Origin of the sequence: Pluralibacter gergoviae ATCC 33028 = NBRC 105706 (assembly GCF_001598855.1) — a bacterium.
Taxonomy (GTDB): Bacteria; Pseudomonadota; Gammaproteobacteria; order Enterobacterales; family Enterobacteriaceae; genus Pluralibacter; species Pluralibacter gergoviae.
Genome location: NZ_BCZS01000019.1, coordinates 16,191 through 41,256, shown reverse-complemented (window position 1 = coordinate 41,256; position 25,066 = coordinate 16,191). Strand labels below are relative to the sequence as shown.

Genomic DNA, 25,066 nt, shown 5'->3' with positions numbered 1-25,066 from the left:
TTTTATTCCGGGGTAAAGTGACGTAAATGTTGCACGGTTGCCAGCCAGGCGGCGATCCAGCCAATCATCGAGCACACCAGCAGCATCAGCAGACATTCGTCAAACCCGAGGCCGGTCAGCTCAAACTGGGTGCCGAAGACTTTCGCCACCTCGGTGACCGCCGAGGAGAGGCGCATCACCAGGATTTCCGAGAGGATCAGCGACAGGAAAGCGCCGGAGAAACCGAGCAGCGCGCCGCCGTAGAGGAACGGGCGCAGGATAAAACCGTCGGTGGCGCCAATCACTTTCTGCACGTTGATGGTATCGCGGCGGGCAAAGATGCTCAGGCGCACGCTGTTGCCGATAACGAGGAACACTGCCGCCACCATCAGCACGCCAATCATCGCCGACACGCGGCCCACCAGCCCGGTGATCGAGGCCAGGCGGGCGAACCAGCTGTCGTCCATCCGCACTTCATCAACGCCCTGAATGCGGGAGATGCGGTCGCGCAGGGTATTGAGCGAATCGGTGCCCTGGAAATCGAGCTTCGGCACCACCACCGCTACCGCCGGCAGCGGATTCTCTTCCAGCATATCCAGCGCGCCGCCGAAACCGGACCAGTTGCGGAACTCGCCCAGCGCCTCATCCCGCGACAGATAGTTGACCTTATCCACGCCCTGCTCGGCCTGCAGTTGGCCGACCACTCTCGCCGCCGCGTCGTCGTCGAGGGTTTTCTCAAGATAGACGGTGATCTGCGGCGACGGATAGTACTGAGAGGCCGCGGTGTTGACGTTCTTGTAGACCATGTAGCAGACGCTCGGCAGCGTCAGGGAGATGGCAATCACCATCACCGTCAGGAAGGTCGCCAGCGGTTTGCTTTTCAGATCCTGCAGCGCGCCGTGGAACGCGTAGCGCACCTGCTCGTTGAAAACGTTGGTTTTGCGGGAGTTTGGCTTCGGCGGCGACTTCTGACGCCGGGGCGCCCCGCCGCCGCTGCCCTTGCCGCTCGCCGTATTGCGCAGCCGGTCAAAGCGGTTGCCGAACCGGCGGATGTGGTTCATCGCCTCGCGTTTATTCACCGTGGCCTCCGTGCAGATGTCCGTCGCTGAGGGTCAGGATGCGGTAGTTGCGGCTGTGGATAAGCCCCATATCATGGGTGGCCATCAGTACCGTCACGCCAACCCGGTTAAATTCTTCAAACAGGCGCAGAATACCTTCCGACAGCGCCTCGTCGAGGTTGCCGGTCGGTTCATCCGCCAGCAGCACCGCCGGCTTATTCACCACCGCCCGGGCGATGCCCACGCGCTGCTGCTCACCGCCGGAGAGCTGAATAGGAAAACTTCTCGCTTTGTCCAGCAGCCCCACCTTATCCAGCGCCGCCGACACGCGGCGGCGGATATCGTCGCCGCTGGCGCCGGCGATGATCAGCGGAATAGCGACGTTGTCGTAGACGGTCCTGTCCATCAGCAGGTGGTGATCCTGAAAAATCATGCCGATCTGGCGACGCAGAAACGGCACTTCGCGGTTTTTCAGACGGCTGATCTCATGACCGCTGAACCAGATCTTTCCGGCGCTCGGACGTTCAATCCCGCAGATAAGCTTCAGCAGGGTACTTTTACCCGCGCCGGAATGGCCGGTCAGAAATGCCATCTCGCCCGGCTGCAGGCGAAAATTAATGCCCTGCAGCGCTTGTCTCCCACCGAGATAGGCTTTGCTGACGTGTTCAAAGCGAATCATTGTTAATCCTCTCGGGCAAAAAGTGCCTCTATAAAATCGTCCGATTTAAATGGACGCAGGTCTTCGATACGTTCCCCGACGCCAATATAGCGGATCGGAATGCCGAACTGATCGGCTACCGAGAAGATCACCCCGCCTTTCGCGGTGCCGTCCAGCTTGGTCAGCGTGATCCCGGTCAGACCAACCGCCTCATGGAACAGCTTCGCCTGGCTAATCGCGTTCTGGCCGGTGCTGGCGTCAATGGTCAGCATCACTTCATGCGGCGCATCTTCATCGAGCTTTTTCATCACCCTGACGATTTTCTTCAGCTCTTCCATCAGGTGCGATTTGTTCTGCAGACGACCCGCCGTATCGGCAATCAGCACGTCAACGTGGCGCGCCTTCGCGGCCTGGATGGCGTCGAAAATCACCGAGGCCGAATCGGCGCCGGTGTGCTGGGCAATCACCGGAATATTATTGCGCTGGCCCCACACCTGCAGCTGTTCAACCGCCGCCGCGCGGAAGGTGTCGCCCGCCGCCAGCATCACCGATTTACCCTGCTGCTCAAACTGGCGCGCCAGTTTGCCGATGGTGGTGGTTTTACCCACGCCGTTGACGCCGACCATCAGAATAACAAACGGCATTTTGCCTTCAATATTCAGCGGCTCATCCACTTTAGCGAGGATTTCGCTCATCTCTTCTTTCAGCAGGCCGTACAGCGCCTCGGCGTCGCGCAGCTGCCTGCGGCTGGCCCCTTCGGTCAGGTTGGCGATGATTTTACGCGTGGTATCAACGCCGACGTCGGCAATCAGCAGCTGCTCTTCCAGCTCTTCAAAGAGATCGTCGTCGATTTTCTTGCCGCGGAAAAGACTGATAAATCCGGAACCGAGATTTTCTTTGGTTTTCAGCAGGCTGCGCTTGAGGCGGGCGAAGAAACCCTCTTTGGTCGGTTTCTCCTGCTCCTGCTGCGTCTCCTGAACGTCGTCTTCCGCCTGCTCTGACTCATCGGCCGCGGCCAGCGCCAGGGCCTCAAGCTCTTCGTCGCTCAGGGCCGGTTCGTCGGCCGTCTCTTCAACGATGTCGGCGTCTTGCAGCGGCGCGGCGGGGATCGCCCCGGCAACAGGTTCAGGCGCAACGATAACCTCCGCTTCCGCGACAGGTTCAGGCTCCACGGTCGGCGCCGGCTCTGCCGCCGCTTTCGGCAGCGCAACGCTCTCCTGCTGGACCACCTCCTGCGTCACCTCGACGACCTCATCGGCAAACGCCTGCGTCTCTTCTTCGCTGTGCGCCGCAGGTTCAGCTTCCGGCTCTGCTATGTGCTCAGCAACCTCCGCAACCGCTGGCTCCGCGGGCGCTTGCCCGTCGTCCGCTAACTGCTCTTCGGCTTCCGGCTGCTGCGGCTCCTGCTCTTTGTTGCCAAAACCCAGCCACGAAAAAAAGCCTTTCTTTTTGTTCTTTGCCATCGGCGACCACACTCTTCGCTGTTGACTCCCGCGACCGCGTTACCGCTATGTACATGGAAGCTAAAAAAATGATGAAATAGTCTATCACTTAACTGAACGCGCATCACCGCTGGAAAAACAATCCAGCCCGGGCTAAATACACCATGAAGAAACCAAATCACAGCGGCAGCGGTCAGATCCGCATTATAGGCGGACAATGGCGGGGGCGTAAGCTGCCGGTGCCGGACAGCCCCGGCCTGCGGCCGACGACCGACCGGGTCCGCGAAACCCTGTTTAACTGGCTGGCGCCGTCGATGGTCGATGCCCGCTGCCTGGACTGCTTTGCCGGCAGCGGCGCGCTGGGCCTGGAGGCGCTGTCGCGCTATGCCGGAAGCGCCACGCTGCTGGAGATGGAGCGCGGCGTCGCCGCCCAGCTGCAGAAGAATCTGGCAACCCTGAAGGCCGCCAGCGGACAGGTGATCAATACGAATACCCTGACGCATCTCGCCCAGCCCGGCACGCCGCATGACGTGGTCTTTATCGATCCGCCCTTTCGCAAAGGGCTGCTGGATGAGACGCTGCGCCTGCTGGAAGCGAACGGCTGGCTGGCCGACGAGGCGCTGATCTACGTGGAGAGCGAAGTGGAAAACGGCCTGCCGCCGGTGCCCGGCCACTGGCATTTATATCGCGAGAAGGTGGCCGGCCAGGTCGCCTATCGCCTTTACCAGCGCGAAGCGCAGGGGGAAAATCATGCTGATTAATCTGGGCCGTCTGCTGATGCTGTTCGTCTGGGCCTTTTTGATACTGAACCTTTTTCATCCCTTCCCGCGGCCGCTGAATATCTTCGTCAACGTGGCGCTGGTATTTATGGTGCTGATGCACGGGATGCAGGCGGCGCTGATGAAATCGACGCTGCCGAAGGACGGCCCGCAGATGACCAAACTCGAAGAGGCGCGCATCGTACTGTTCGGCGTTTTCGAACTGCTGGTGTGGCAGAAGAAGCTCAAGGCGCAGCTGAAAAAGTAGGCTTACTCGCCGGCAAAGTTTACAAACTGGCTCCCCCTGTAGCTCAGCGTGCCCCGGTCGCCCACCGTTAGCCGATGGTACTGCGCCTCGCTGAGCCGAAAGGTCATCGCTGCGCCGCCGGAGAGCGGCCTGAAGCTCGCCTCATAGCGCACCGTACTGCCCGCTGGCGTCGTCATCTGCTGGCGGGATCGCCTGTCGTTAAGCACTTTCTCGCGCTTATTGCTCACCTTAACCCGCGTTTCGAGCTGCGGCGCGGCCCGGTTCTCCGCTCGTTCGCGGCGCTGCTGGACGAAGCGGTACGAAGCGGCAACGGCGATAATCACGACGATGATGAGCAGAAACGGCGGTACTTTACCCACGAAAACCTCAATCAGATTTAGCGGAAATCAGCATACTCTGCGCGCGGCGGCATTGCTATTCTGCTGCCCGCGCCACTACACTGGATGCAGTGTAGTTCGTGAAAAATAACAGATACAGGGACTTAAATATGCTTTGGTCATTTATTGCTGTCTGTCTGTCCGGCTGGCTCTACGTGGATGCCTCCTATCGCGGCCCGGTGTGGCAGCGCTGGGTGTTCAAGCCCGTCACCCTCATCCTGCTGCTGCTGCTCGCCTGGCAGGCGCCGGTGTTTACCGCCGTCAGCTACCTGGTGCTCGCGGGCCTCTGCGCCTCGTTGGTCGGCGATGCGCTGCTGATGCTGCCCAGCCAGCGCCGCCTGTACGCCATCGGCGCCTTCTTCCTCTCGCACCTGCTGTACACTATCTGGTTTGCCAGCCAGATGACGATGTCCTTCTTCTGGCCGCTGCCGCTGGCGCTGCTGATCGTTGGCGCGGCGCTGATCGCCGCCCTGTGGACGCGGCTCGGCGAACTGCGGATGCCGGTATCGACATTCATCGGCATGACGCTGGTGATGGTCTGGCTGGCGGGTGAACTGTGGTTCTTCCGCCCCATCGCCACGGCGCTGTCCGGCTTTCTCGGCGCCGCGCTGCTGCTGATCGGCCACGCGATCTGGCTGTTCAGCCACTACCGCTGCCGCTTCCGCGCCGATACCGCCCTCTCTTCCGGCTGCTACTTCGCCGGGCACTTCCTGATCGTCCGCGCACTTTATCTCTAAATGTCTTGACTCTGGAGTCGACTCCAGAGTGTACGCTTCCGGTTAATGAGAAAATTATCATTAACCGGAAGAGACTATGTCGACCCCTGATAACACCCGCAAACCTACCCCGCAATTCGCCTCGCTGCGCTTTACGCCTGCGGATGAACCGGCGCACGACTGCTGCTGCGACGACGCCTGCACCGCCGCGGAGCCGGTGCCGGAGATTACCGAAGGCACGCGCTACAGCTGGCGCGTTAGCGGCATGGACTGCGCCGCCTGCGCCCGCAAAGTCGAGAACGCGGCCCGCCAGGTAAACGGCGTCAATCACGTACAGGTGCTGTTCGCCTCTGAAAAGCTGGTGGTCGATGCCGGGGCCGACGTGCGTCAGCAGGTTGAGCAGGCGGTAAGCGCCGCAGGCTACAGCCTGCGCGATGAAGACGCGCCGCAGGAGGCGCCGGTCTCCCGCCTCAAAGAGAATCTGCCGATCCTCATTCTGCTGGTGCTGATGGCCCTGAGCTGGGGTCTTGAGCATCTTAATCATCCGGCTGGCCAGGCCGCCTTTGTCATTACCACACTGGTGGCCCTTGTTCCTATTGCCCGCCAGGCGCTGCGCCTGATCAAAAGTGGCAGCTGGTTCGCCATTGAGACGCTGATGAGCGTCGCCGCCATCGGCGCGCTGGTCATTGGCGCCACCGCTGAGGCGGCGATGGTGCTGCTGCTGTTTATGATTGGCGAACGCCTTGAAGGCTGGGCCGCCGGGCGCGCCCGCCAGGGCGTCAGCGCGCTGATGGCCCTCAAGCCCGATACCGCCGTCCGCCTGCAGGACGGCAGACGCGAAACCGTTGCCCAGCGCGACCTGCGCCCCGGCGACGTTATTGAGGTGGCGGCGGGAGGCCGCCTCCCGGCGGACGCAACCCTGGCCTCTGAGTTTGCCAGCTTCGATGAGAGCGCCCTCACCGGCGAATCCGTGCCGGTAGAACGCCGCCGCGGCGAGCGCGTCGCGGCAGGCTCCACCAGCGTCGATCGCCTGGTGCAGCTGACGGTGGTATCAGAGCCGGGCGACAGCGCCATCGACCGCATCCTGCGCCTGATGGAGGAGTCCGAGGAGCGCCGGGCGCCGGTTGAGCGCTTTATCGACCGCTTCAGCCGCATTTACACTCCCGCCATCATGGCGATAGCCCTGCTGGTCGCGGTCATCCCGCCCCTGCTGTTCGGCGGCGCGTGGATGGCGTGGATCTACAAAGGGCTGGCGCTGCTGCTGATCGGCTGTCCGTGCGCGCTGGTGATCTCCACGCCTGCGGCCATCACCTCCGGGCTGGCGGCGGCGGCGCGGCGCGGGGCGCTGATTAAGGGCGGCGCGGCGCTGGAGCGGCTGGGGCAGGTGCGCCAGGTCGCCTTCGACAAAACCGGCACCCTGACGGTCGGCAAACCACAGGTCACCGCCATCGTTGCCCGCAGCGGCGCAGATGAAAATACGCTGCTGGCGCTGGCCGCCTCCGTCGAGCAGGGCTCCAGCCATCCGCTGGCGCAGGCTATCGTTCAGGAGGCGCAGCGGCGCGGCCTGACGCTCCCGCAGGCCAACGGCCAGCGGGCGCTGGCGGGATCGGGCATTGAAGCGATTGTGGACGGTCAGCCGGTGCAGATCTGCGCCGCCAGCAAATTCCCGGCGGCAGGCTACGAGGCGCAGATCGGCGAGCTGGAGAGCGCCGGGCAGACCGTTATCGTCGTCATACAGAACGACGCCCCGCTCGGCCTGCTGGCGCTGCGCGATACGCTGCGGGACGATGCCCGGGAGGCGATAGCCGCCCTGCGCCAGCTCGGGGTGCAGGGTACGATCCTCACCGGCGACAACCCGCGCGCGGCGGCGGCCATCGCCGGCGATCTGGGGCTCGACTATCGGGCCGGGATGCTGCCTGAGGATAAGGTCAACGAGGTGGCGCGCCTGAACGCCATCGCGCCGCTGGCGATGGTCGGTGACGGCATCAACGACGCCCCGGCGATGAAGGCCGCCACCCTCGGCATTGCGATGGGCAGCGGCACCGACGTGGCGCTGGAGGCCGCCGACGCCGCGCTGACCACCAACCGCCTGACCGGCCTGGCCAGGATGATTGACGTGGCCCGCGCCACCCATGCCAACATCCGCCAGAACATCGGCATCGCGCTGGGGCTGAAGGCCATTTTTCTGGTGACGACGCTGCTGGGCATGACGGGACTCTGGCTGGCGGTGATGGCAGACACCGGCGCAACGGTGCTGGTAACGGCGAATGCGCTGCGGCTGCTGCGCCGCCGGTAGCGATCAGCGGCCCTTGCGGATCAGGTAGCGGTACGGCAGTTCGTCGGTCTGCGCCTCAACCAGCTGGTGCTCCATAAAATGGCAAAAGCCGGGAATATCGCGCGTAGTGGCGGGATCGTCGGCGATAATCAACAGCGTCTCCCCCTCCTGCATGGTGCGCACGGTTTTGCGCACCATCATTACCGGCTCCGGGCAGCGGAGCCCGAGGGCATCAAGGGTATGGTCCGGGCTGGAGATACTTTCGGTCATGGTCTTCTCGTCGGCAAAAAAACGGCTGTAGTTTACGCCGCCCCGCCGGCAAAGCAAACCAGGTTAACGATTGCGCGAAAAACAGCCATTGCAAAGCATGCGCAACGCGGTATCATGCGGCGGTTTTATTGGGTTCCCTCACCCCATCATTAAAAAGGTCACACTATGACGCAGTATCCTCAATTACAGCACAAGAAGGTGCTGTTCTGGCTTTCGCTTTTTCATCTGCTGGTGATCACCTCCAGCAACTATCTGGTGCAGCTGCCGGTCGCTATTTTTGGTTTCCACACCACCTGGGGCGCCTTTAGCTTTCCGTTTATTTTCCTGGCAACCGATCTGACGGTGCGGATTTTCGGCGCCCCGCTGGCGCGCAGAATCATCTTTGCGGTGATGGTCCCGGCGCTGGTTATTTCCTACGGCATTTCGTCGCTGTTCTACATGGGCCAGTGGCAGGGCCTGGCGGCGCTGACCCACTTTAATCTGTTCGTCGCCCGCATCGCCGCCGCCAGCTTTATGGCCTATGCGCTGGGGCAGATCCTCGACGTCCACGTCTTTAACCGCCTGCGCCAGAGCCGCCGCTGGTGGCTGGCGCCGACCGCCTCGACGCTGTTCGGCAACATCAGCGATACGCTGGCGTTCTTCTTTATCGCCTTCTGGCGCAGCCCGGATCCGTTTATGGCCGACCACTGGGTGGAGATAGCGCTGGTTGACTACAGTTTTAAGGTGCTTATCAGTATCGTGTTCTTCCTGCCAATGTATGGCGTGCTGCTCAATATGCTGTTGAAAAGGCTGGCGGATAAATCTGAAATCCGCACTTTTCAACCGGGGTAAGAGCGCCCGGAGCGGGTTGTGATAAGATAATGCGATCTGCCGTGAACGGCTGTTTATTGAAAGGAAGAAGTCGATGCGCAATTTGGTGAAATACGTCGGTATTGGCCTGCTGGTAGTAGGACTTGCCGCCTGCGATAACAGCGACAGCAAAACGCCTGCCCAGGGCGCTGCCGCCGAGAGCAACGCCGCCGGCCAGCCCGTCAGCCTGCTGGACGGCAAGCTGAGCTTCGCTCTCCCGGCCGGGATGACCGATCAGAGCGGCAAACTCGGAACTCAGGCCAACAATATGCACGTCTACTCTGACGCCACCGGCCAGAAAGCGGTGATCGTCATCGTCGGCGATAACACCAGTGAAGACCTCGGCCTGCTCGCTTCGCGCCTGGAAGCCCAGCAGCGCGCCCGCGATCCGCAGCTCCAGGTAGTGACCAATAAATCCATTGAGCTGAAGGGCCACAGCCTGCAGCAGCTCGACAGCATCATCTCCGCCAAGGGCCAGACCGCCTACTCCTCCGTGGTGCTGGGTAAAGTGGACGACAAGCTGCTGACCCTGCAGATCACCCTGCCTGCCGACGATCAGCAGAAGGCGCAGACCGAAGCGGAAAACATCATCAATACCATCGTCATCAAGTAATACTACTCAACTGACGATGCGGCCTCCGGCTCTGCAGCCGGGGGCCGTTTTTTCAGGCGCCAGCCGAGCAGCAGCGCCAGCGCCGCCAGCCCCGCCGCCGCCAGATAAATCGACGAGACGCCCGCCCGGGCTATCAGCAGTCCGGCCAGCGGTCCGGTTATTCCCAGCGACATATCCATAAATACCGTGTAGGTCGCCAGCGCCGCTCCCTGGTTGTGCGCCGGCACCGACTTCACCGCCACCACGCCCAGCGCCGGAAAGACCAGCGAGAAACCGGCGCCGGTCAGCAGGGTGCCGATTTTCGCCAACAGCGGCGCGTCGGCAATGCCCACCAGCACCAGCCCCGCCATCTCAATGGCGAAACAGATCATCGCCACGTTGAGGCCGCCGAGGCGGTTAATGCCGTTCGGAAACAGCAGCCGGGTACCGACGAAGGCGACGCTGAACAGCGTCAGGGCAAAGGCGGCGCCGTCCCAGCCCTTAGCCGCATAAAACAGCGTGATAAACGTGGCGATGACGCCAAATCCCGCCGAACCCAGCGCCAGCGCGGCGCCGTAGGGCCAGACTCGCCCCAGGACGGCGCGAAACGACATCACCTTGCCCCGCGCCGCCTTCACCGCCGCGCGCGGCAGGGCGCAGAGGACAGCGGTCAGCGCCACCGCGATAATGGTCCACGCCAGCCCCTGCAGGCCGCCGTACCGGTAGCAGAGCACGCCCAGCGGCGCGCCCAGGGCCATCGCGCCGTAGGTGACGATACCGTTCCAGGAGATCACCCGCCCGATGTGCAGGGAGCCGACCACGCCGACGCCCCACAGCGTGGAGCCGGTGCCCGCGAAGCTCTGGCCGACGCCGAGAATAATCCTTCCCAGACACAGCACGACCAGGCTGGCCAGCGGCCAACCGCTGCCGACGGCGGCCAGCAGGTAACAGATGCCGCTCAGCAAGCAGCCGCACAGCCCGAAGATAACGACTTTCTTCGGCCCCAGCAGATCGGCGTAGCGCCCGGCGTGCGGCCGGCTCAGCAGGGTCGCCAGATACTGGAGACTAATCACCAGCCCTGCCCAGAAGGCGCTGAAGCCCATCACATCGTGCACGTAGCCCGGCAGCACCGCCAGCGGCAGGCCGATAGTCAGGTAGCTGGCGAAATTAAAGATAACCACCGACACAATACGCAGATTGAGGCGCAGCCCGCTGAGGGCCGTACTGGCAAGGGGTTCAGGCATGATATTTACCGGGGGAGTATGACAGTTGTCACATTATTACATCATTGCGTCACTGAATTCACGGCCGAAAAGGATCAGAAATCTTTTTTTGTCGGCTGCCAGCGGCAGAAATCTTCATTGGCGACCAGCAGCAGCTGGGCCCCTTCTGGCGCCTCCAGCCAGGCAATGCTGACGTCCGTTGAGGAGCGGCTCTGGCGGCGTTCGATAAAGGCCAGATCGTCCGCCTCAAGGTCCGGCTTCACGGTCTGACCTTCGCAGGTGGTCACCGTCCGCCCGGCGTGCCAACTCCCCTGGCGCAGCACCACGTGCCCCTGACGCAGGGCATCGCTGGTCTGGCGGATCTGCTGGGCCTTGTAGCGGTAGAGGGCAATCTGATCGGTGGAGAGCTGCTGCTTCTGGCCGTTAGCCTCGCGCTGCATAAAGTTCAGCTCGCCGCGCGCGTCGAAGCGCACCCGCACCTGTTCAGGCGCTTTGCCGTAGACCTTAAGATCGATAAGCGAGAGCGAGTCGCCCTGCCAGCGGTATTCGCTGGTGGTGGTGTTGTCCCCGCGCCACGGGCTGAAGGCGACCAGCAGATGCGTGTCGCTGTCGGCGTCTTTGCGCCAGATGCGCACCGCGCCCTGATTGTCGGCGTAGCCGCTGGAGGTAAACGGAGGAAGCGCGTCGTGGTGGCTGCAGGATGACAGCAAGACGGCGCCCGCCAGCAGCGGCAGGCGGCGCCAGATAGACAAAAGGGGCGAAACCGCCCCTTCGTTAAAACTGTGTCCTGCCACGCGGTCTTACTTAACTGCGTCTTTCAGTGCTTTGCCAGAGACAAACGCTGGCACGTTAGCTGCAGCGATTTTGATCTCTTTACCGGTCTGCGGGTTGCGGCCAGTACGCTCAGCGCGGTGGTTCACTTTGAAGGTACCGAAACCGACCAGTTGAACAGCATCACCTTCTTTCAGAGACTCGGTAATTGCAGCCAGAGTGGATTCCAGAGCTGCTTTAGCCTGGGTTTTAGACAGGTCAGCTTTGTCCGCAATTACATCAATCAGTTGAGTCTTGTTCATATGTTATCCTTACAATGTGTTTATCGCTTGCTAAGCACCGAGTGCGATGGAAATGCCAGAAAAGCACTCTCCTGCATACACGCACCGATAGCCACTTTTTTTCGCCCCCCAAATGTAGACCAGACGGGGGGCAGATGTGAAGCCTCCAGGCATGACAATTCAGACTGAATGTCACGTTTTGCGGTCTTATTGCTGAAAATTTATACCGATATTGCTTTCACCCGCTTCCCGCAGGTCGGCGCGCAGGCCTTTTATCAGCTCTACGTCGCGCTCTTCGCAGTCGGCCAGCAGGCGGAAAATCTCCCACTGGATGTCCCACTCCTGCTCCACGGCGGGGTTTTCTTTCAGCTCTTCATCGCTCATTTCGCGCCCGGCCTGGGACATTTCCAGCATTGCCACGGTGGTAATCGAGGCCTTACTGACCTCCACCGCATGCTCCAGGGTTTCACCGCTGAGGCGCGAGTGCAAAAGTTCGCTCAGGGCCACGCAGGCGTCGATGGCCGGATAAACACCGTACATATCGAAATCATCTGCCGCCGGGATCGCCTCTTCCAGCTTCTCCAGCTGGCTGTCGAAGTTCACCTTCGCGTCTTTTACGGTCAGCGTCTCCCAGACCAGATCGAGGATCCGGCGATAGAGCATGCCGTCGGCGAACTCGGTCTGCTTGCAGAACATGGCGTAGTTGGGATACATGCGCTCGCACAGGCAGGCCATGAAGGTCACATGCTGCCAGCTCTCAAGCTTCTCCAGCCGCAGATGAATCGGGTTTTGTAACATGATGAAGTCTCGAATCGTGAAGTAGCGAAAGTTTACCTGAATCAGGGCTGAATTGCTTGCCAGCGCTGAAACGCCGGACGATTAGAGGCGACCGCATCCGCCCAGCGCGTCGGCTCCGGCAGCCGATAGCCGCGGGTACAGCGCTGCACCCACGCCAGGGCGCTGTCGAGGCTGATGCGGTGGCCGGTGGCGATAAACAGCGGATTGCAGCGCGCCTTGCTGCGCCACACCCACGCCAACTGCTCGCCCTTGTCCATCAGCGGCGCCAGCGCGCCCGGCTCGGGTCCGAGCGGTTCAAACTTGCCGCACAGCCGCTTCTTCGCCACGCCGATGGTCGGGACGTCCACCAGCAGGCTGAAGTGGCTGGCCACCCCGAGCCGCCGGGGATGCGAGATACCGTGGCCGTCGACGAACAGCAGATCGGGCTTGCGCGACAGCTTCTCCCACGCCGCCAGCAGCGCGGGATATTCGCGAAACGATAGAAATCCGGGAATGTAGGGCATGGTTGTGGGAATACGGGCTATCTGATACTCCACCAGCTCAAGCTCAGGGTAGCTCAGCAGCACCATCGCCGCGCGGGTGACCTCTCCGCCCTGCTCAAAGCCGACGTCGGCCCCGCCGATCAGGTGGGGCGGATCGGCGATAAAGCGATCTTCGCGGATCGTCGACGAAGCCAGAGCGAGCTGCTGCTGACGCAGATCGGCGAGATCCATCAGCGGTGATACGCCGCAGAGAGGCGGTGCACGGCGTCGACGAAAGCGCCCGCGTGCGCCGGCGGCACGTCCTGGTGAATGCCGTGTCCGAGGTTAAAGACGTGCCCCTCCCCCTCGCCGAAACCGGCAAGAATAGTGGCAACCTCCTCCTCAATGCGCGCGGGCTGAGCGTAGAGCATGGACGGATCCATGTTGCCCTGCAGCGCCACTTTATCGCCGACCCGGCGGCGGGCGTCGGCAATGTCGGTGGTCCAGTCGAGGCCCAGCGCATCGCAGCCGGTGGCGGCCATCGCCTCCAGCCACTGGCCGCCGCCCTTAGTAAAGAGCGTCACCGGCACCCGGCGTCCCTTGTTTTCGCGCAGCAGGCCGTCAACGATTTTGTGCATGTAGTAGAGGGAGAACTGCTGGTAATCGCGGCCGGTGAGCACCCCGCCCCAGGTGTCGAAAATCATTACCGACTGGGCGCCGGCTTTAATTTGCGCGTTCAGATAGAGCGTCACGCTGCGCGCCAGCTTGTCCAGCAGCAGATGCAGCGCCTTCGGGTCGGCGTACATCATCTTCTTGATGACCGTAAAGGCTTTGCTGCTGCCGCCTTCGACCATGTAGGTCGCCAGAGTCCACGGGCTGCCGGAGAAGCCGATCAGCGGCACTTCGCCCTTCAGCTCGCGGCGAATGGTGCGCACGGCGTTCATCACGTAGCCCAGCTCCTGCTCCGGATCGGGCACCGGCAGCTTTTCCACATCCGCCATGCTGCGTACCGGAGAGGTAAAGCGCGGGCCTTCTCCGGTCTCAAAATAGAGCCCGAGGCCCATCGCGTCCGGCACGGTGAGAATATCGGAAAACAGGATAGCGGCATCAAGCGGGAAGCGGCGCAGCGGCTGGAGCGTCACTTCGCAGGCCAGCTCGGCGTTTTTACACAGCGACATAAAATCGCCCGCCTCGGCGCGGGTGGCCTTGTACTCCGGTAAATAGCGGCCTGCCTGCCTCATCATCCAGACGGGGGTAATATCAACAGGCTGGCGCAGCAGCGCCCGCAGGTAGCGATCGTTTTTCAGTTCGGTCATTTTCATATTCCCTGATCTTCGTTGCCGCCAGTGTAGCACGTCACTGCGCGTCCGCCCGACACATCGCCACCGTGTCTTCAATCAGCCTGCGCGCCACGGTACCCGGCGGCGGCAGCAGCGGCAGGCGGTCATAGCGGTACCAGTCCGCCTGAATCAGCTCTTTCGGATCGATGGCGATGTCGCCGCTGTCGTAGTCGGCCATAAAGGCGGTCATCAGCGACTGCGGGAAGGGCCACGGCTGGGAGGTGACGTAGCGCAGATTCTTCACCTTAATGCCGCTCTCCTCCATCACCTCGCGGGCCACCGCCTGCTCAAGAGTTTCGCCCACTTCAACAAAACCGGCCAGCACCGTGTGGATGCCGTTGCGGTGGCGGACGTGCTGGGCCAGCAGAATGGCATCATCGCGGCGGATGGCGACGATAATGCAGGGCGCTATCTGCGGGTAGTAGCGCTCCCGGCAGTGGCCGCAGAGCATCGCCCATTCGGTTTTGCTCGGGTGCATCTCGTGTCCGCAGTAGCCGCAGAATTTATGGGATCGGTAAAATTCGGCCAGCTGTACGCCGCGCCCCGCCAGCTGAAGCAGGCCCACATCGGCATCCAGCAGCTGGCGCAGCGAGCCCATCTCCTGGCGCCGGGCCTGCTGCACCAGCCAGACGGGCTCGCCCTGCCACTCGCCGATTTGCATTGCGCGCTGGCCCGCAAGATCGAACTTTGCCGCCGTACCCAGTGGCAATTCTCCACCCGGCAGCCATAATTTGTGTTCACGGCTGACTATCCACCAGCCGCTATCTGATTTTTCAATTATACGATCCATATCTATTGCACTACCTTTGCTTCGCTGGCACTGTTATTAACAGTTTTTTTACATTTGGTGAGCCGTTAATCTCTTAACAATGGAGTCAATCATGCTGAACCAGTTAGAACATCTGACAGAGCGCGTAGGCGGCAGCCATCAGCTCGTCGATAGCTGGCTCCAGGTCCGCAAGCAGCTGCTGGTTGCCTACTACAACCTGGTGGGTATCAAGCCCGGCAAAGGTTCATATACGCGCCTGAATGAAAAAGCGCTGGATGACTTTTGCCACCGCCTCGTGGACTACCTTTCTGCCTGCCACTTTAATCTTTATGAACGCATTGTCGCGAAATTAAAAGATGAAAACCTCTGTTTAGCCGTTTCCCGCATCTATCCGCAGCTTAAAACCAATACCCAGCAAATCATGGCGATTTATGACTCAAACCTTGAGCAGGCCATTGATGACGACAATTATATGGAGTTCCAGCAAGCGCTTTCCGCTCTCGGTGAAGCGCTTGAGGGCCGATTTACCCTGGAGGATAAGCTTATCACCCTCGCGCTGGACAGCGCCTTTGGCAGCGCCAACGATGAAAATCATATCGCACACCCCGCTTGAGTTCTTAAACATTAACGCGTAGTTTACAACTGTTGCCCCGCATGCTGGTGGGGCTTTATCTTGTCGGAGTGCCCTTCCGGGCTGAGACCGTTAATTCGGGATCCGCGGAACCTGATCAGGCTAATACCTGCGTAAGGGAACAAGAGTCACCTGTTTTACATCGCGCAAGCGATCCTCTCTTGCTTCTATCCGTCGTCTGACAAGCTATCTCCTTACTTCAATCCGGAGTGTGCTATGTCTACAGTAAAACCGACCCGCCGCGAGCAGCGCGCCGAAGCCCAGCGCTTCATTGACACGCTCGAAGGCACCGCTTTCCCCAACTCGAAACGTATCTACCTGACCGGCTCGCGCGACGATATCCGCGTGCCGATGCGTGAAATCCAGCTCAGTCCGACGCTTATCGGCGGCAATAGCGACAATCCGCAGTACGAAGCCAACGAGCCGGTGCCGGTCTACGATACCTCCGGCCCCTACGGCGATCCGGCGATAGCCATCGACGTTCGCGAGGGCATCGCGAAGCTGCGCCAGCCGTGGATCGACGCCCGCCGCGACTGCGCGCCCCTGAGCGAGCGCAGCTCCCGCTATACCCGCGAGCGGCTGGCGGACGACGGCCTGGACGATCTGCGCTTTCGCGGCCCGCTGGCGCCGAAGCGCGCGCTGCCCGGCCGCTGCGTGACCCAGCTGCACTACGCCCGCCGGGGCATCATCACCCCGGAAATGGAGTTTATCGCCCTGCGCGAGAACATGGGCCGGGAGCGCATTCGCGCCGATGTCCTGCGCCAGCAGCATCCCGGCCAGGGCTTCGGCGCCCGGCTGCCGGAGAACATTACGCCCGAGTTCGTGCGCGATGAGGTGGCCGCCGGCCGGGCGATTATTCCGGCCAACATTAACCATCCCGAATCCGAGCCGATGATCATCGGCCGCAACTTTCTGGTGAAGGTTAACGCCAACATCGGCAATTCGGCGGTGACCTCCTCCATTGAAGAGGAGGTGGAGAAGCTGGTGTGGTCCACCCGCTGGGGCGCGGATACGGTGATGGATCTCTCCACCGGGCGCTATATCCACGAGACCCGGGAGTGGATCCTGCGCAACAGCCCGGTGCCGATCGGCACGGTGCCTATTTATCAGGCGCTGGAGAAGGTCAACGGCATTGCCGAGAACCTCACCTGGGAGGCGTTTCGCGACACCCTGCTGGAGCAGGCCGAGCAGGGCGTGGACTACTTCACCATCCACGCCGGGGTGCTGCTGCGCTACGTGCCGATGACCGCGAAGCGCCTGACCGGCATCGTCTCGCGCGGCGGATCGATCATGGCGAAATGGTGCCTCTCCCATCACCGGGAGAGCTTTCTCTACCAGCACTTCCGCGAGATCTGCGAAATCTGCGCCGCCTATGATGTCTCGCTGTCGCTCGGCGACGGCCTGCGCCCCGGCTCTATTCAGGACGCCAACGACGAGGCGCAGTTCGCCGAGCTGCGCACCCTCGGCGAGCTGACCAAAATCGCCTGGGAGTACGACGTGCAGGTGATGATCGAAGGCCCCGGCCACGTGCCGATGCAGATGATCCGCACCAACATGACCGAGGAGCTGGAGAAGTGCCACGAAGCGCCTTTCTATACCCTCGGACCGCTGACCACCGATATCGCACCGGGCTACGATCACTTCACCTCCGGCATCGGCGCGGCGATGATCGGCTGGTTCGGCTGCGCGATGCTCTGCTACGTGACGCCGAAAGAGCACCTCGGCCTGCCGAACAAAGAGGACGTCAAGCAGGGGCTTATCACCTACAAAATTGCCGCCCACGCCGCCGACCTGGCGAAGGGGCACCCCGGCGCGCAGATCCGCGATAACGCGATGTCGAAAGCGCGCTTCGAATTCCGCTGGGAAGACCAGTTCAACCTCGCCCTCGATCCCTTTACCGCCCGCGCCTATCACGACGAGACCCTGCCCCAAGAGTCCGGCAAGGTGGCGCACTTCTGCTCGATGTGCGGGCCGAAGTTCTGCTCGATGAAAATCTCCCAGGAGGTGCGCGACTACGCGGCGGCGCAGGCGATTGAAGTGGGCATGGCGGAGATGTCCAACAGCTTCCGCGCCAGAGGCGGGGAAATTTATCTAAAGAGAGAGGAAGCCTGATGTATCAGCCTGATTTTCCGCCGGTACCGCGCCGGCTCGGACTCTACCCGGTGGTTGACAGCGTCGAGTGGATAGCCCGCCTGCTGGACGCCGGGGCGCGCACCCTGCAGCTGCGCATCAAGGATAAGCGCGATGAGGAGGTAGAGGCGGACGTTATACGCGCCATCACCCTCGGGCGTCAGTACCGCGCCCGGCTGTTTATTAACGACTACTGGCGGCTGGCGGTGAAGCACGGCGCCTACGGCGTGCACCTCGGGCAGGAGGATCTGCAGACCACCGACCTGAACGCCATCCGCGAGGCCGGGCTGCGGCTCGGCGTTTCGACCCACGACGATATGGAGATGGACGTGGCGCTGGCGGCGAAGCCCTCCTACATCGCGCTGGGCCACGTCTTCCCGACGCAGACCAAGCAGATGCCCTCCGCGCCACAGGGCGTGCAGCAGCTCGCCGCCCACGTCGCGCGGCTGGGCGACTATCCGACGGTGGCGATCGGCGGTATCAGCATCGCCCGCGCCCCGGAGGTGCTGGCGACCGGCGTCGGCAGCATTGCGGTGGTCAGCGCTATTACCCAGGCGCCGGACTGGCAGCTTGCCACCGCCCAGCTGCTGGAGATGGCGGGAGCCGGCGATGAATGACCGCGACTTTATGCGCTACAGCCGCCAGCTGCTGCTGGAGGATATCGCCATCGACGGCCAGCAGCGGCTGCTGGCGAGCCGGGTGCTGATTGTCGGCCTCGGCGGCCTCGGCTCCCCGGCGGCGCTCTATCTGGCGGGCGCCGGCGTCGGCACCCTGGCGCTGGCGGACGACGACAGCGTGCACATCAGCAACCTGCAGCGGCAGATCCTGTTTAGCGTTGACGACCTCGACCTGCCGAAGGCGGAGCGCGCCACCAGGCGGCTGGCGCAGCTTAATCCGGATATCCGGCTGCTGGCCCTGCGCCAGCGGCTCAGCGGCGACGCGCTGCGCCAGCAGGTGGTGGCGGCGGATCTGGTGCTCGACTGCAGCGACAATATCGCCACCCGCCAGGCGGTAAACGCCGCCTGCGTGGCGGCCGACACGCCGCTGATCACCGCCAGCGCCGTCGGCTTCGGCGGCCAGCTGATGGTACTGACCCCGCCGTGGGCCCACGGCTGCTACCGCTGCCTGTGGCCGGACGACAGCGAGCCGGCGCGCAGCTGCCGCACTGCCGGCATCGTCGGCCCGGTGGTCGGCATGATGGGCACGATGCAGGCGCTGGAGGCCATCAAACTGCTCTCCGGCATGCCGGTTGCGGATAATGCCCTGCGCCTGTTCGACGCCCGGACGGGCAGCTGGCGGCAGCTGGCGCTGACGCGCGCGGCAAGCTGTCCGGTATGCGGAGGGCAGCATGCAAATCTTCATTAACGATGAGGCGTACCAGTGCGAGGCGGGAACCGATGTTGCCGCCCTGCTCGCTGCGCTTGCGCAGGATAAGCCCGGCGTCGCGCTGGCGCTCAACCAGCAGATCCTGCCCCGCGCCCGGTGGGTGGAGCAGACATTACAGGAGGGCGACGCCCTGCTGATTTTTCAGGTAATTGCCGGAGGCTAACCATGTTACGCATTGCCGATAAAGTTTTTGATTCCCATCTGTTCACCGGCACCGGCAAGTTCGCCACCGCCGATCTGATGGTTGACGCCATTCGCGCCTCCGGCAGCCAGTTGGTGACCCTGGCGATGAAGCGGGTCAATCTGCGCCGGGATAACGACGCTATTCTGCAGCCGCTGATTGACGCGGGCGTGTCGCTGCTGCCCAACACCTCCGGAGCGAAAACCGCCGAAGAGGCCGTGTTTGCCGCACGCTTGGCGCGGGAAGCGCTCGGTACCCGCTGGCTGAAGCTCGAAATCCACCCGGACGCCCGCTGGCTGCTGCCGGATCCGATTGAGACCCTGAAGGCCGCCGAACTGCTGGTCAAAGAGGGCTTTGTGGTGCTGCCCTACTGCGGCGCCGATCCGGTGCTGTGCCGCCGTCTTGAAGAGGTCGGCTGCGCGGCGGTGATGCCGCTCGGCGCGCCGATTGGCTCCAACCAGGGGCTGGAGACCCGGGCGATGCTGGAGATCATCATCGCCCAGTCCTCGGTGCCGGTGGTAGTTGATGCCGGGATCGGCGTCCCCAGCCACGCCGCACAGGCGCTGGAGATGGGCGCCGACGCGGTGCTGGTCAACACCGCCATCGCGGTGGCGGATTCGCCGGTAGAGATGGCCACCGCCTTCCGCCTGGCGGTAGAGGCCGGGCTGCTGGCGCACGCCGCCGGACCCGGGGCAAAAAGCCGCGAGGCACAGGCCACCAGCCCGCTGACCGGCTTCCTGGAGACGCTGCCATGAACAACACCTTCACCGATCGCTGGCGACAGCTGGACTGGGACGATATCCGCCTGCGCATCAACAGCAAAACGGCCGCCGACGTCGAACGCGCCCTGCACGCCCGGCAGGTGGGCCGCGATGACCTGATGGCGCTGCTGTCGCCCGCTGCCGAAGCCTTCCTTGAACCGCTGGCCCAGCGGGCGCAGCAGCTGACCCGCCAGCGCTTCGGCAACACCGTCGGCTTCTACGTCCCGCTCTACCTCTCCAACCTGTGCGCCAACGACTGCACCTACTGCGGCTTCTCGATGAGCAACCGCATCAAGCGCAAGACGCTGGACGACGAAGAGATCGCCCGCGAATGCGCGGCGATCCGCGAGATGGGCTTCGAGCACCTGCTGCTGGTCACCGGCGAACACCAGGGCAAGGTCGGCATGGACTATTTCCGCCGCCACCTGCCCGCCATTCGCCGCCAGTTCGCCTCCCTGCAGATGGAGGTCCAGCCGCTGGCCGAGGCGGAGTACGCCGAGCTGAAGGGGCTGGGACTGGACGGCGTGATGGTCTATCAGGAGACCTACCACGAGGCGACATACGCCCGCCACCACCTGAAGGGTAACAAGCAGGATTTCTTCTGGCGGCTGGAGACGCCGGACCGCCTGGGCCGCGCCGGGATCGATAAAATTGGCCTCGGGGCGCTGATCGGCCTGTCCGACAGCTGGCGGGTGGACTGCTTTATGGTCGCCGAACACCTGCTGTGGCTACAGCAGAAGTACTGGAAGAGCCGCTACTCGCTCTCCTTCCCGCGCCTGCGCCCCTGCGCGGGCGGCGTCGAGCCCGCCTCGCTGATGAGCGAAAAGCAGCTGGTGCAGACCATCTGCGCCTTCCGTCTGCTGGCGCCGGAGGTGGAGCTGTCGCTCTCTACCCGTGAATCGCCGTACTTCCGCGACCGCGTGGTGCCCATCGCCATCAACAACGTCAGCGCCTTCTCGAAAACCCAGCCCGGCGGCTACGCCGACGGCGATCGGCCCGAGCTGGAGCAGTTCGAACCCCACGACGGCCGCCGTCCGGAGGAGGTCGCCAGAGCGCTGACCGATCGCGGACTGCAGCCGGTATGGAAAGAGTGGGACAGCTGGCTGGGGCGCAGCGCGCCCTGAGCCCCCTGCCGCCGGCGAAAAACATCGTCGGCGGCCTCATTCTGTAACCGGTTTCAGGTTTCTGCGCCTTTCTTTGTGATGGTTTACACACAATCGCCGCAAAGCGGTTGTTGCCGCCCGGGCCGCGCGCTAAACATGATTGACCAAGGATCATGAGGGCGAGTTATGAAAAACATTGTTTTATGCTGCGCGGCGGGAATGTCCACCAGCATGCTGGTGCAGCGCATGAAAGAGGCGGCGCAGAAGAAAGGGGTTGAGGTCTCCATCAAGGCCGTGCCGGTCGCCGAATTTAAAGACAATATTGCCACCGCAGACATCGTACTGCTGGGCCCGCAGGTGAAATACGAGCAGGCCAAGCTGCAGGCCGAAGCCGAGCCGCTGGGCAAGAAGGTCGCGGTGATCGACATGATGGATTACGGCATGATGAAAGGCGACGTCGTGCTGGAAAAAGCCCTCAAGCTAATGGAGTAAGGCGTGGAAGATTTAGAAACCACCATTATGGAGCTGCTGGTTAACGCCGGCGCCGCCCGCAGTTCGGCGCTGACCGCTCTGCAGATGGCGCGCAAAGGCGACTTCGCCGCCGCCGAACAGGCGATGGCCGAGTCCCGCGAGTTTGTGAAGCACGCCCACACCATCCAGACCCTGCTTATCGGCCTGGACGAAGGCACCGGCAAGCTGCCGGTGAACCTGATCACCGTCCACTCCCAGGACCACCTGATGAACGCGATGGTGATCCAGGATCTGGCGGGGGATATGATTGAGCTGTATCGGCGGCTGCCGGCGGTGGGTTGAGGGTTCATGCAGCGTGCCCGCTACCGGCGGGCATTTTTGTTTTTGGTGGGCTCTGCCCTCGACAGATTACGACACATCATTCATTTTGACGGTTTCTTTTGAGCAAAGAGCGGGCATTCAGATGGCTATTACGCCGCTAGCCGCGCATATCGAAGCCGGATTTTTGAAAATCTCTATAAACGTCCGGATTGTTGAAGGCCGGGAATTTGGCTTTATGGGCCGCTGACGCTATCGCTTCGCAATAGGCTTTGTTGCCATTGCTGGTTGATATGCTTAACGCCGTGCCGTCCTGTGCAAATTCAATATGCAGTCTGCATTTTTTTCCTTTCCAGTTTTGCGGTTCATCAAGTTTGCTATTTACTGCCGCCCTGATGGCCCGCGCTTGCGCACCCCATTCATCCCGATCGTCCCAGCGTCCTGAGCCGCAACTCCCCAGCGCCGTGGTCTTATGGCAGCCGGAGGGATGTAGCGGCGCACATCCTGCGGCCATGCCGGCCACAAAAGTTAGCATAACGATTTTCTTTACCGTTTCGGATAATCCCACTTTTGCCCCTCAATCCATTTAAACCTCAAACCGTAATAGCGGCAGACCCAATCGATGAGATCCCGTCTACCGCTCCTCGCTTAGCCCTGCCGCATAATCATCATCTTAAACGCTGTCCGCAATATACAGGAAGGTCGTGCAGCTAAATCCATCCCAGGCAAAGCAATATCGTTATCCTCACAAAAACCCATACACCCCCGCCAGCACCCAGCCAAACACGCACGACACGCTAACGCCAATCAGCCCCGGCAGGATAAAGCTGTGGTTGATGACAAAGCGGCCGATGCGGGTGGTGCCGGAGCGGTCGAACTGGATCGCCGCCAGGTCGCTGGGATAGGTCGGCAGAATATAGTAGCCGTAGCAGGCCGGCGCAGAGGCCACAATGTAGGCGGGATCGACGCCAATCGCCAGCGCTACCGGGACAATGGCCGCCAGCGCCGCCGCCTGGGAGTTCACGAACTTCGACACCAGCAGCAGGACGATGGCGTAGGCCCAGGGAAACTCCTTCACCATCGCCCCCAGCGTTCCCTCGATCTCCTTCAGATGCGCGCCGAACATGGTCTCGGCCATCCATGCGATGCCGTATACCGCGACGATGGCGATCATCCCGGAGCGGAACACTTCGTTTTTGGAAATTGAGGCCGGGTTGGTTTTGGTGGCGATCACAATCACCGCCCCGGCGAACAGCATAAACATCTGGATCACCAGCACCATCGACAGCGGCTTGCCGTCAAAGGCCGGTCTCAGCTCAGAGAAGGCGCCGAGCAGGGCTACGACCGCGATGGCGGCGAGGAAGATCCACATCGCTATCCAGTTGCTCGTCGGCAGCTTGCGGTCGAGCAGCGTTGCCGTGTCGCCATAGACATAGTGGCGATTCTCCGGCGTGGCGATAAACGCCTGGAATTCCGGGTCCTTGTCGAGATCTTTGCCGCGAAACCAGCTGAAGATGCCGATAGCCAGGATGCCGAGCAGGGTTGACGGGATGGTGATGGAGAGCAGGTCGAGAAATTCGAGGTGCTTACCGTTAAAGGTGAAGTTGCCGAGCATCGCCACCAGTGAGACCACCGCTACCGAGACGGGGCTGGCGATAATGCCCATCTGCGCGCCGATGGTGCTGGCCGCCATCGGCCGCTCCGGGCGGATGTTATTCTTGATAGCCACGTCATAAATAATCGGCAGGATGGTGTACACCACGTGGCCGGTCCCACAGAGGATGGTCAGGGTGCAGGTGACGAAGGGCGCGACGATAGAGACGTACTTCGGATTGCGCCGCAGCAGTTTCTCGGCGATCTGCAGCATCACGTCGAGGCCGCCGGAGGCCTGCAGCGTGGCCGATGCCGCCACCACGGCGATAATCACCAGCATCACGTCAACCGGCGGCTTGCCCGGCTTAAGGTGAAAAACAAAGACCAGAATAACCAGGCCAATGCCGCCCAGCAGGCCCAGCGCGATGCCGCCCTTGCGGGCGCCGTAAAACAGGCAAATTAAAATGATGATGAGCTGTAGCGCAAATTCCATATCTCCCCCGGAGGCTGTCCATAACGTGGGGTCAGGCTTAGCTGAATACCCACACTTTTAGTATAACTTTGGGGAATATATCGCTTTTAGGCTGCGCATTATTTGACGCGCACAGGGTTTCCGGGCATCGGGCGGTGGGGGCCACGGTCGGAATGATGCGCGGTAAAAAGTTTTTGCACACAAGTTCGGGGAGGGGGATGACGCCGGACGCCAAATGGTGCGAACTATCGGATAAGGCGCGTCATCTCAGTGTCAGTCATACAACCACTTCCCTGCCCTCGCGGACGCCGCCAGCATTCTCAACGTCAATGGTTTATGCGGATCGGGCTCTCGCGATCCCAAAAACTCTGGGTTAAAGTAGTTAAGGATATTAAAACCCCCACGCTCAACGCGCCAGCGCTGGAAATAGCTATCCATCATTTCAACATTATCTTCATATACGAGTTTAAGATCATCTCTAATATTGGTATCCAGGGTGATGCTCTTCCTGGGACCAAAGAGGAAGTATTTTTTGGTGTTGTAGCTTCGATCGATAAAATCGACGATCTCTTTCTCGACGTCTGTCATCAGAAGTAAGTCCACTGAATTCGATGCTCAGGCCGGGCAATCTTATTATAGGTCTGACGAATATCAGTATTAATCTGGTATATCGTCGTAAAAGTCAGGACCCAGCCTAGCCAGGGAACATTACGGCCAACAAAGCGGCCAAGGTTATTTGTGCTTGTCCATTTTAGTGTAGCAATAGACTTACCCGTTAGCGTAGGAAGTCGGAAACCGTGTGGCAATCTGTAATTTAACCAGTTACTCATATACTTAGATGCTAAAGAGGTTCCGGGTGTTGCCGTTCCAGGCTTTACTCTCGTACCAATAATAGGCTGACCAGAAATGATTAGAGCGGCATCAACGGCTGAAATCCCTAAATAGCCGCTCACGACAGACGTCGTAATCGCCCACCAGAGCTGCTGCGGAGAAAGATTAGATAACCCGCCGTAGAAATAGGTTCCATTAAGTGTTTCAGTCGTATCCATGACAACCCCTCACCGCACAATATTTAGCCAATGCTATTGAGTGTTAAACGAAATTGCAAACCGACTTCTTTGAAAAATACGCAAAA

The 25,066-nt window shown here is 61.5% G+C and carries 31 protein-coding genes and 1 riboswitch; of the genes, 15 read left to right on the top strand and 16 right to left on the bottom strand.

Annotated elements, in window-relative coordinates; translation table 11 throughout:
- Positions 1-2 precede the first annotated feature (2 nt).
- From ftsX to ftsY, 3 genes are read right to left on the bottom strand one after another with little or no spacing between them, the layout of a single operon-like run.
- The gene (ftsX, locus tag ENGE1_RS17805) at positions 3-1,058 is read right to left on the bottom strand and encodes a permease-like cell division protein FtsX (RefSeq protein WP_045289428.1); all 1,056 of its coding nucleotides are present in this window, start codon (positions 1,056-1,058) and stop codon (positions 3-5) included.
- A complete protein-coding gene (gene ftsE / locus ENGE1_RS17800) occupies positions 1,051-1,716 on the bottom strand; it encodes a cell division ATP-binding protein FtsE (protein WP_043080983.1) in 666 nt (221 codons plus the stop codon). The genes ftsX and ftsE overlap by 8 nt, the downstream gene beginning before the upstream one ends.
- Positions 1,717-1,718: 2 nt before the next feature.
- Positions 1,719-3,158 (bottom strand): signal recognition particle-docking protein FtsY, encoded by a 1,440-nt coding sequence (gene ftsY / locus ENGE1_RS17795; protein ID WP_048254899.1) that lies wholly within the window; start codon positions 3,156-3,158, stop codon positions 1,719-1,721.
- Positions 3,159-3,301: 143 nt separating this feature from the next.
- Here ftsY and rsmD point away from each other — a divergent pair, with 143 nt between their 5' ends.
- Entirely contained in the window at positions 3,302-3,898 is a 597-nt protein-coding gene (gene rsmD, locus ENGE1_RS17790; protein WP_043080985.1) for a 16S rRNA (guanine(966)-N(2))-methyltransferase, read from the top strand.
- Positions 3,888-4,163: a DUF1145 family protein gene (locus tag ENGE1_RS17785; RefSeq protein ID WP_043080986.1), complete on the top strand. Its 276-nt coding sequence runs from the start codon at positions 3,888-3,890 to the stop codon at positions 4,161-4,163. Before rsmD ends, ENGE1_RS17785 begins: the two co-directional genes overlap by 11 nt.
- Before the next feature lie 2 nt (positions 4,164-4,165).
- Here ENGE1_RS17785 and ENGE1_RS17780 read toward each other — a convergent pair whose 3' ends face one another.
- Entirely contained in the window at positions 4,166-4,522 is a 357-nt protein-coding gene (locus tag ENGE1_RS17780; protein ID WP_048254898.1) for a DUF2500 domain-containing protein, read from the bottom strand.
- Between the two features lie 128 nt (positions 4,523-4,650).
- Between ENGE1_RS17780 and ENGE1_RS17775 the strand changes: the two genes are divergently transcribed.
- Positions 4,651-5,277: a lysoplasmalogenase gene (locus tag ENGE1_RS17775; protein ID WP_048254895.1), complete on the top strand. Its 627-nt coding sequence runs from the start codon at positions 4,651-4,653 to the stop codon at positions 5,275-5,277.
- A gap of 76 nt (positions 5,278-5,353) precedes the next feature.
- A complete protein-coding gene (gene zntA / locus ENGE1_RS17770; RefSeq protein WP_048254893.1) occupies positions 5,354-7,552 on the top strand; it encodes a Zn(II)/Cd(II)/Pb(II) translocating P-type ATPase ZntA in 2,199 nt (732 codons plus the stop codon).
- A 3-nt stretch (positions 7,553-7,555) separates the two neighbouring features.
- Here the strand turns inward: zntA and tusA are convergent, their stop codons facing one another.
- Positions 7,556-7,801 carry a sulfurtransferase TusA gene (gene tusA, locus ENGE1_RS17765; RefSeq protein WP_043086303.1) on the bottom strand — a complete coding sequence of 82 codons (246 nt, stop codon included), beginning with the start codon at positions 7,799-7,801 and terminating at the stop codon, positions 7,556-7,558.
- A gap of 165 nt (positions 7,802-7,966) precedes the next feature.
- Between tusA and ENGE1_RS17760 the strand changes: the two genes are divergently transcribed.
- Together ENGE1_RS17760 and ENGE1_RS17755 are read left to right on the top strand one after the other, a co-directional pair.
- Positions 7,967-8,632, top strand: coding sequence for a 7-cyano-7-deazaguanine/7-aminomethyl-7-deazaguanine transporter (locus ENGE1_RS17760; RefSeq protein WP_043080990.1), 666 nt, complete (start codon positions 7,967-7,969; stop codon positions 8,630-8,632).
- Between the two features lie 73 nt (positions 8,633-8,705).
- Positions 8,706-9,263 (top strand): DcrB family lipoprotein, encoded by a 558-nt coding sequence (locus tag ENGE1_RS17755; RefSeq protein WP_043080991.1) that lies wholly within the window; start codon positions 8,706-8,708, stop codon positions 9,261-9,263.
- Positions 9,264-9,265: 2 nt separating this feature from the next.
- Here ENGE1_RS17755 and ENGE1_RS17750 read toward each other — a convergent pair whose 3' ends face one another.
- The 7 genes from ENGE1_RS17750 to nudC all read right to left on the bottom strand — a co-directional run bounded on the left by ENGE1_RS17750 (position 9,266) and on the right by nudC (position 14,906).
- Positions 9,266-10,486: an MFS transporter gene (locus tag ENGE1_RS17750; protein ID WP_048254891.1), complete on the bottom strand. Its 1,221-nt coding sequence runs from the start codon at positions 10,484-10,486 to the stop codon at positions 9,266-9,268.
- A 74-nt stretch (positions 10,487-10,560) separates the two neighbouring features.
- Positions 10,561-11,259, bottom strand: a complete 699-nt coding sequence (locus ENGE1_RS17745) for a DUF1481 domain-containing protein (protein WP_048254889.1) — start codon at positions 11,257-11,259, stop codon at positions 10,561-10,563.
- Positions 11,260-11,265: 6 nt separating this feature from the next.
- A complete protein-coding gene (gene hupA / locus ENGE1_RS17740) occupies positions 11,266-11,538 on the bottom strand; it encodes a nucleoid-associated protein HU-alpha (RefSeq protein WP_002438605.1) in 273 nt (90 codons plus the stop codon).
- Between the two features lie 186 nt (positions 11,539-11,724).
- Positions 11,725-12,315: a YjaG family protein gene (locus tag ENGE1_RS17735; RefSeq protein WP_043080994.1), complete on the bottom strand. Its 591-nt coding sequence runs from the start codon at positions 12,313-12,315 to the stop codon at positions 11,725-11,727.
- 41 nt (positions 12,316-12,356) lie between these two features.
- On the bottom strand, positions 12,357-13,028 hold the full coding sequence (gene nfi, locus ENGE1_RS17730) for a deoxyribonuclease V (protein ID WP_048254887.1): 672 nt from the start codon (positions 13,026-13,028) through the stop codon (positions 12,357-12,359).
- Positions 13,028-14,092 (bottom strand): uroporphyrinogen decarboxylase, encoded by a 1,065-nt coding sequence (gene hemE, locus ENGE1_RS17725; RefSeq protein ID WP_048254885.1) that lies wholly within the window; start codon positions 14,090-14,092, stop codon positions 13,028-13,030. The genes nfi and hemE overlap by 1 nt, the downstream gene beginning before the upstream one ends.
- 40 nt (positions 14,093-14,132) lie before the next feature.
- Complete coding sequence (gene nudC / locus ENGE1_RS17720; RefSeq protein ID WP_048254883.1) at positions 14,133-14,906, bottom strand: NAD(+) diphosphatase; 774 nt, start codon at positions 14,904-14,906, stop codon at positions 14,133-14,135.
- Positions 14,907-14,997: 91 nt separating this feature from the next.
- Here nudC and ENGE1_RS17715 point away from each other — a divergent pair, with 91 nt between their 5' ends.
- The 9 genes from ENGE1_RS17715 to ENGE1_RS17675 all read left to right on the top strand — a co-directional run bounded on the left by ENGE1_RS17715 (position 14,998) and on the right by ENGE1_RS17675 (position 21,890).
- Positions 14,998-15,498: an Rsd/AlgQ family anti-sigma factor gene (locus ENGE1_RS17715; RefSeq protein ID WP_045289410.1), complete on the top strand. Its 501-nt coding sequence runs from the start codon at positions 14,998-15,000 to the stop codon at positions 15,496-15,498.
- Between the two features lie 54 nt (positions 15,499-15,552).
- Positions 15,553-15,654: riboswitch (TPP riboswitch) on the top strand.
- A gap of 78 nt (positions 15,655-15,732) precedes the next feature.
- Entirely contained in the window at positions 15,733-17,628 is a 1,896-nt protein-coding gene (gene thiC, locus ENGE1_RS17710) for a phosphomethylpyrimidine synthase ThiC (RefSeq protein ID WP_048254881.1), read from the top strand.
- On the top strand, positions 17,628-18,263 hold the full coding sequence (gene thiE / locus ENGE1_RS17705) for a thiamine phosphate synthase (protein WP_048254879.1): 636 nt from the start codon (positions 17,628-17,630) through the stop codon (positions 18,261-18,263). Before thiC ends, thiE begins: the two co-directional genes overlap by 1 nt.
- Positions 18,256-19,011, top strand: a complete 756-nt coding sequence (locus tag ENGE1_RS17700) for a HesA/MoeB/ThiF family protein (protein ID WP_048254878.1) — start codon at positions 18,256-18,258, stop codon at positions 19,009-19,011. The genes thiE and ENGE1_RS17700 overlap by 8 nt, the downstream gene beginning before the upstream one ends.
- The gene (gene thiS / locus ENGE1_RS17695; protein WP_048254877.1) at positions 18,995-19,195 is read left to right on the top strand and encodes a sulfur carrier protein ThiS; all 201 of its coding nucleotides are present in this window, start codon (positions 18,995-18,997) and stop codon (positions 19,193-19,195) included. The genes ENGE1_RS17700 and thiS overlap by 17 nt, the downstream gene beginning before the upstream one ends.
- A 2-nt stretch (positions 19,196-19,197) precedes the next feature.
- A complete protein-coding gene (gene thiG / locus ENGE1_RS17690) occupies positions 19,198-19,968 on the top strand; it encodes a thiazole synthase (protein ID WP_048254876.1) in 771 nt (256 codons plus the stop codon).
- Positions 19,965-21,098, top strand: a complete 1,134-nt coding sequence (gene thiH / locus ENGE1_RS17685; RefSeq protein ID WP_048254874.1) for a 2-iminoacetate synthase ThiH — start codon at positions 19,965-19,967, stop codon at positions 21,096-21,098. Before thiG ends, thiH begins: the two co-directional genes overlap by 4 nt.
- Positions 21,099-21,263: 165 nt before the next feature.
- Positions 21,264-21,569, top strand: a complete 306-nt coding sequence (locus ENGE1_RS17680) for a PTS sugar transporter subunit IIB (RefSeq protein ID WP_043081005.1) — start codon at positions 21,264-21,266, stop codon at positions 21,567-21,569.
- A 3-nt stretch (positions 21,570-21,572) separates the two neighbouring features.
- Positions 21,573-21,890: a PTS lactose/cellobiose transporter subunit IIA gene (locus ENGE1_RS17675; RefSeq protein ID WP_048254872.1), complete on the top strand. Its 318-nt coding sequence runs from the start codon at positions 21,573-21,575 to the stop codon at positions 21,888-21,890.
- A 136-nt stretch (positions 21,891-22,026) separates the two neighbouring features.
- Here the strand turns inward: ENGE1_RS17675 and ENGE1_RS17670 are convergent, their stop codons facing one another.
- From ENGE1_RS17670 to ENGE1_RS27120, 4 genes are all read right to left on the bottom strand, one after another.
- Positions 22,027-22,401 carry a cell envelope integrity TolA C-terminal domain-containing protein gene (locus ENGE1_RS17670; protein WP_064360662.1) on the bottom strand — a complete coding sequence of 125 codons (375 nt, stop codon included), beginning with the start codon at positions 22,399-22,401 and terminating at the stop codon, positions 22,027-22,029.
- Positions 22,402-22,611: 210 nt separating this feature from the next.
- A complete protein-coding gene (locus ENGE1_RS17665) occupies positions 22,612-23,952 on the bottom strand; it encodes an anaerobic C4-dicarboxylate transporter (protein ID WP_048254871.1) in 1,341 nt (446 codons plus the stop codon).
- Positions 23,953-24,204: 252 nt separating this feature from the next.
- On the bottom strand, positions 24,205-24,519 hold the full coding sequence (locus ENGE1_RS17660; protein WP_043081008.1) for a DUF1493 family protein: 315 nt from the start codon (positions 24,517-24,519) through the stop codon (positions 24,205-24,207).
- Positions 24,519-24,980, bottom strand: coding sequence for an STM2901 family protein (locus ENGE1_RS27120; protein ID WP_072062265.1), 462 nt, complete (start codon positions 24,978-24,980; stop codon positions 24,519-24,521). The genes ENGE1_RS17660 and ENGE1_RS27120 overlap by 1 nt, the downstream gene beginning before the upstream one ends.
- Between the last annotated feature and the right edge of the window lie 86 nt (positions 24,981-25,066).

Bases quoted from the DNA above. Each gene is read 5' to 3' on its own strand.
- ftsE (WP_043080983.1), bottom strand. From the start codon at position 1,716: ATGATTCGCTTTGAACACGTCAGCAAAGCCTATCTCGGTGGGAGACAA.
- ftsY (WP_048254899.1), bottom strand. From the start codon at position 3,158: ATGGCAAAGAACAAAAAGAAAGGCTTTTTTTCGTGGCTGGGTTTTGGC.
- rsmD (WP_043080985.1), top strand. From the start codon at position 3,302: ATGAAGAAACCAAATCACAGCGGCAGCGGTCAGATCCGCATTATAGGC.
- ENGE1_RS17785 (WP_043080986.1), top strand. From the start codon at position 3,888: ATGCTGATTAATCTGGGCCGTCTGCTGATGCTGTTCGTCTGGGCCTTT.
- ENGE1_RS17775 (WP_048254895.1), top strand. From the start codon at position 4,651: ATGCTTTGGTCATTTATTGCTGTCTGTCTGTCCGGCTGGCTCTACGTG.
- zntA (WP_048254893.1), top strand. From the start codon at position 5,354: ATGTCGACCCCTGATAACACCCGCAAACCTACCCCGCAATTCGCCTCG.
- tusA (WP_043086303.1), bottom strand. From the start codon at position 7,801: ATGACCGAAAGTATCTCCAGCCCGGACCATACCCTTGATGCCCTCGGG.
- ENGE1_RS17760 (WP_043080990.1), top strand. From the start codon at position 7,967: ATGACGCAGTATCCTCAATTACAGCACAAGAAGGTGCTGTTCTGGCTT.
- ENGE1_RS17755 (WP_043080991.1), top strand. From the start codon at position 8,706: ATGCGCAATTTGGTGAAATACGTCGGTATTGGCCTGCTGGTAGTAGGA.
- ENGE1_RS17750 (WP_048254891.1), bottom strand. From the start codon at position 10,486: ATGCCTGAACCCCTTGCCAGTACGGCCCTCAGCGGGCTGCGCCTCAAT.
- hupA (WP_002438605.1), bottom strand. From the start codon at position 11,538: ATGAACAAGACTCAACTGATTGATGTAATTGCGGACAAAGCTGACCTG.
- ENGE1_RS17735 (WP_043080994.1), bottom strand. From the start codon at position 12,315: ATGTTACAAAACCCGATTCATCTGCGGCTGGAGAAGCTTGAGAGCTGG.
- nfi (WP_048254887.1), bottom strand. From the start codon at position 13,028: ATGGATCTCGCCGATCTGCGTCAGCAGCAGCTCGCTCTGGCTTCGTCG.
- hemE (WP_048254885.1), bottom strand. From the start codon at position 14,092: ATGACCGAACTGAAAAACGATCGCTACCTGCGGGCGCTGCTGCGCCAG.
- nudC (WP_048254883.1), bottom strand. From the start codon at position 14,906: ATGGATCGTATAATTGAAAAATCAGATAGCGGCTGGTGGATAGTCAGC.
- ENGE1_RS17715 (WP_045289410.1), top strand. From the start codon at position 14,998: ATGCTGAACCAGTTAGAACATCTGACAGAGCGCGTAGGCGGCAGCCAT.
- thiC (WP_048254881.1), top strand. From the start codon at position 15,733: ATGTCTACAGTAAAACCGACCCGCCGCGAGCAGCGCGCCGAAGCCCAG.
- thiE (WP_048254879.1), top strand. From the start codon at position 17,628: ATGTATCAGCCTGATTTTCCGCCGGTACCGCGCCGGCTCGGACTCTAC.
- ENGE1_RS17700 (WP_048254878.1), top strand. From the start codon at position 18,256: ATGAATGACCGCGACTTTATGCGCTACAGCCGCCAGCTGCTGCTGGAG.
- thiS (WP_048254877.1), top strand. From the start codon at position 18,995: ATGCAAATCTTCATTAACGATGAGGCGTACCAGTGCGAGGCGGGAACC.
- thiG (WP_048254876.1), top strand. From the start codon at position 19,198: ATGTTACGCATTGCCGATAAAGTTTTTGATTCCCATCTGTTCACCGGC.
- thiH (WP_048254874.1), top strand. From the start codon at position 19,965: ATGAACAACACCTTCACCGATCGCTGGCGACAGCTGGACTGGGACGAT.
- ENGE1_RS17680 (WP_043081005.1), top strand. From the start codon at position 21,264: ATGAAAAACATTGTTTTATGCTGCGCGGCGGGAATGTCCACCAGCATG.
- ENGE1_RS17670 (WP_064360662.1), bottom strand. From the start codon at position 22,401: ATGCTAACTTTTGTGGCCGGCATGGCCGCAGGATGTGCGCCGCTACAT.
- ENGE1_RS17665 (WP_048254871.1), bottom strand. From the start codon at position 23,952: ATGGAATTTGCGCTACAGCTCATCATCATTTTAATTTGCCTGTTTTAC.
- ENGE1_RS17660 (WP_043081008.1), bottom strand. From the start codon at position 24,519: ATGACAGACGTCGAGAAAGAGATCGTCGATTTTATCGATCGAAGCTAC.
- ENGE1_RS27120 (WP_072062265.1), bottom strand. From the start codon at position 24,980: ATGGATACGACTGAAACACTTAATGGAACCTATTTCTACGGCGGGTTA.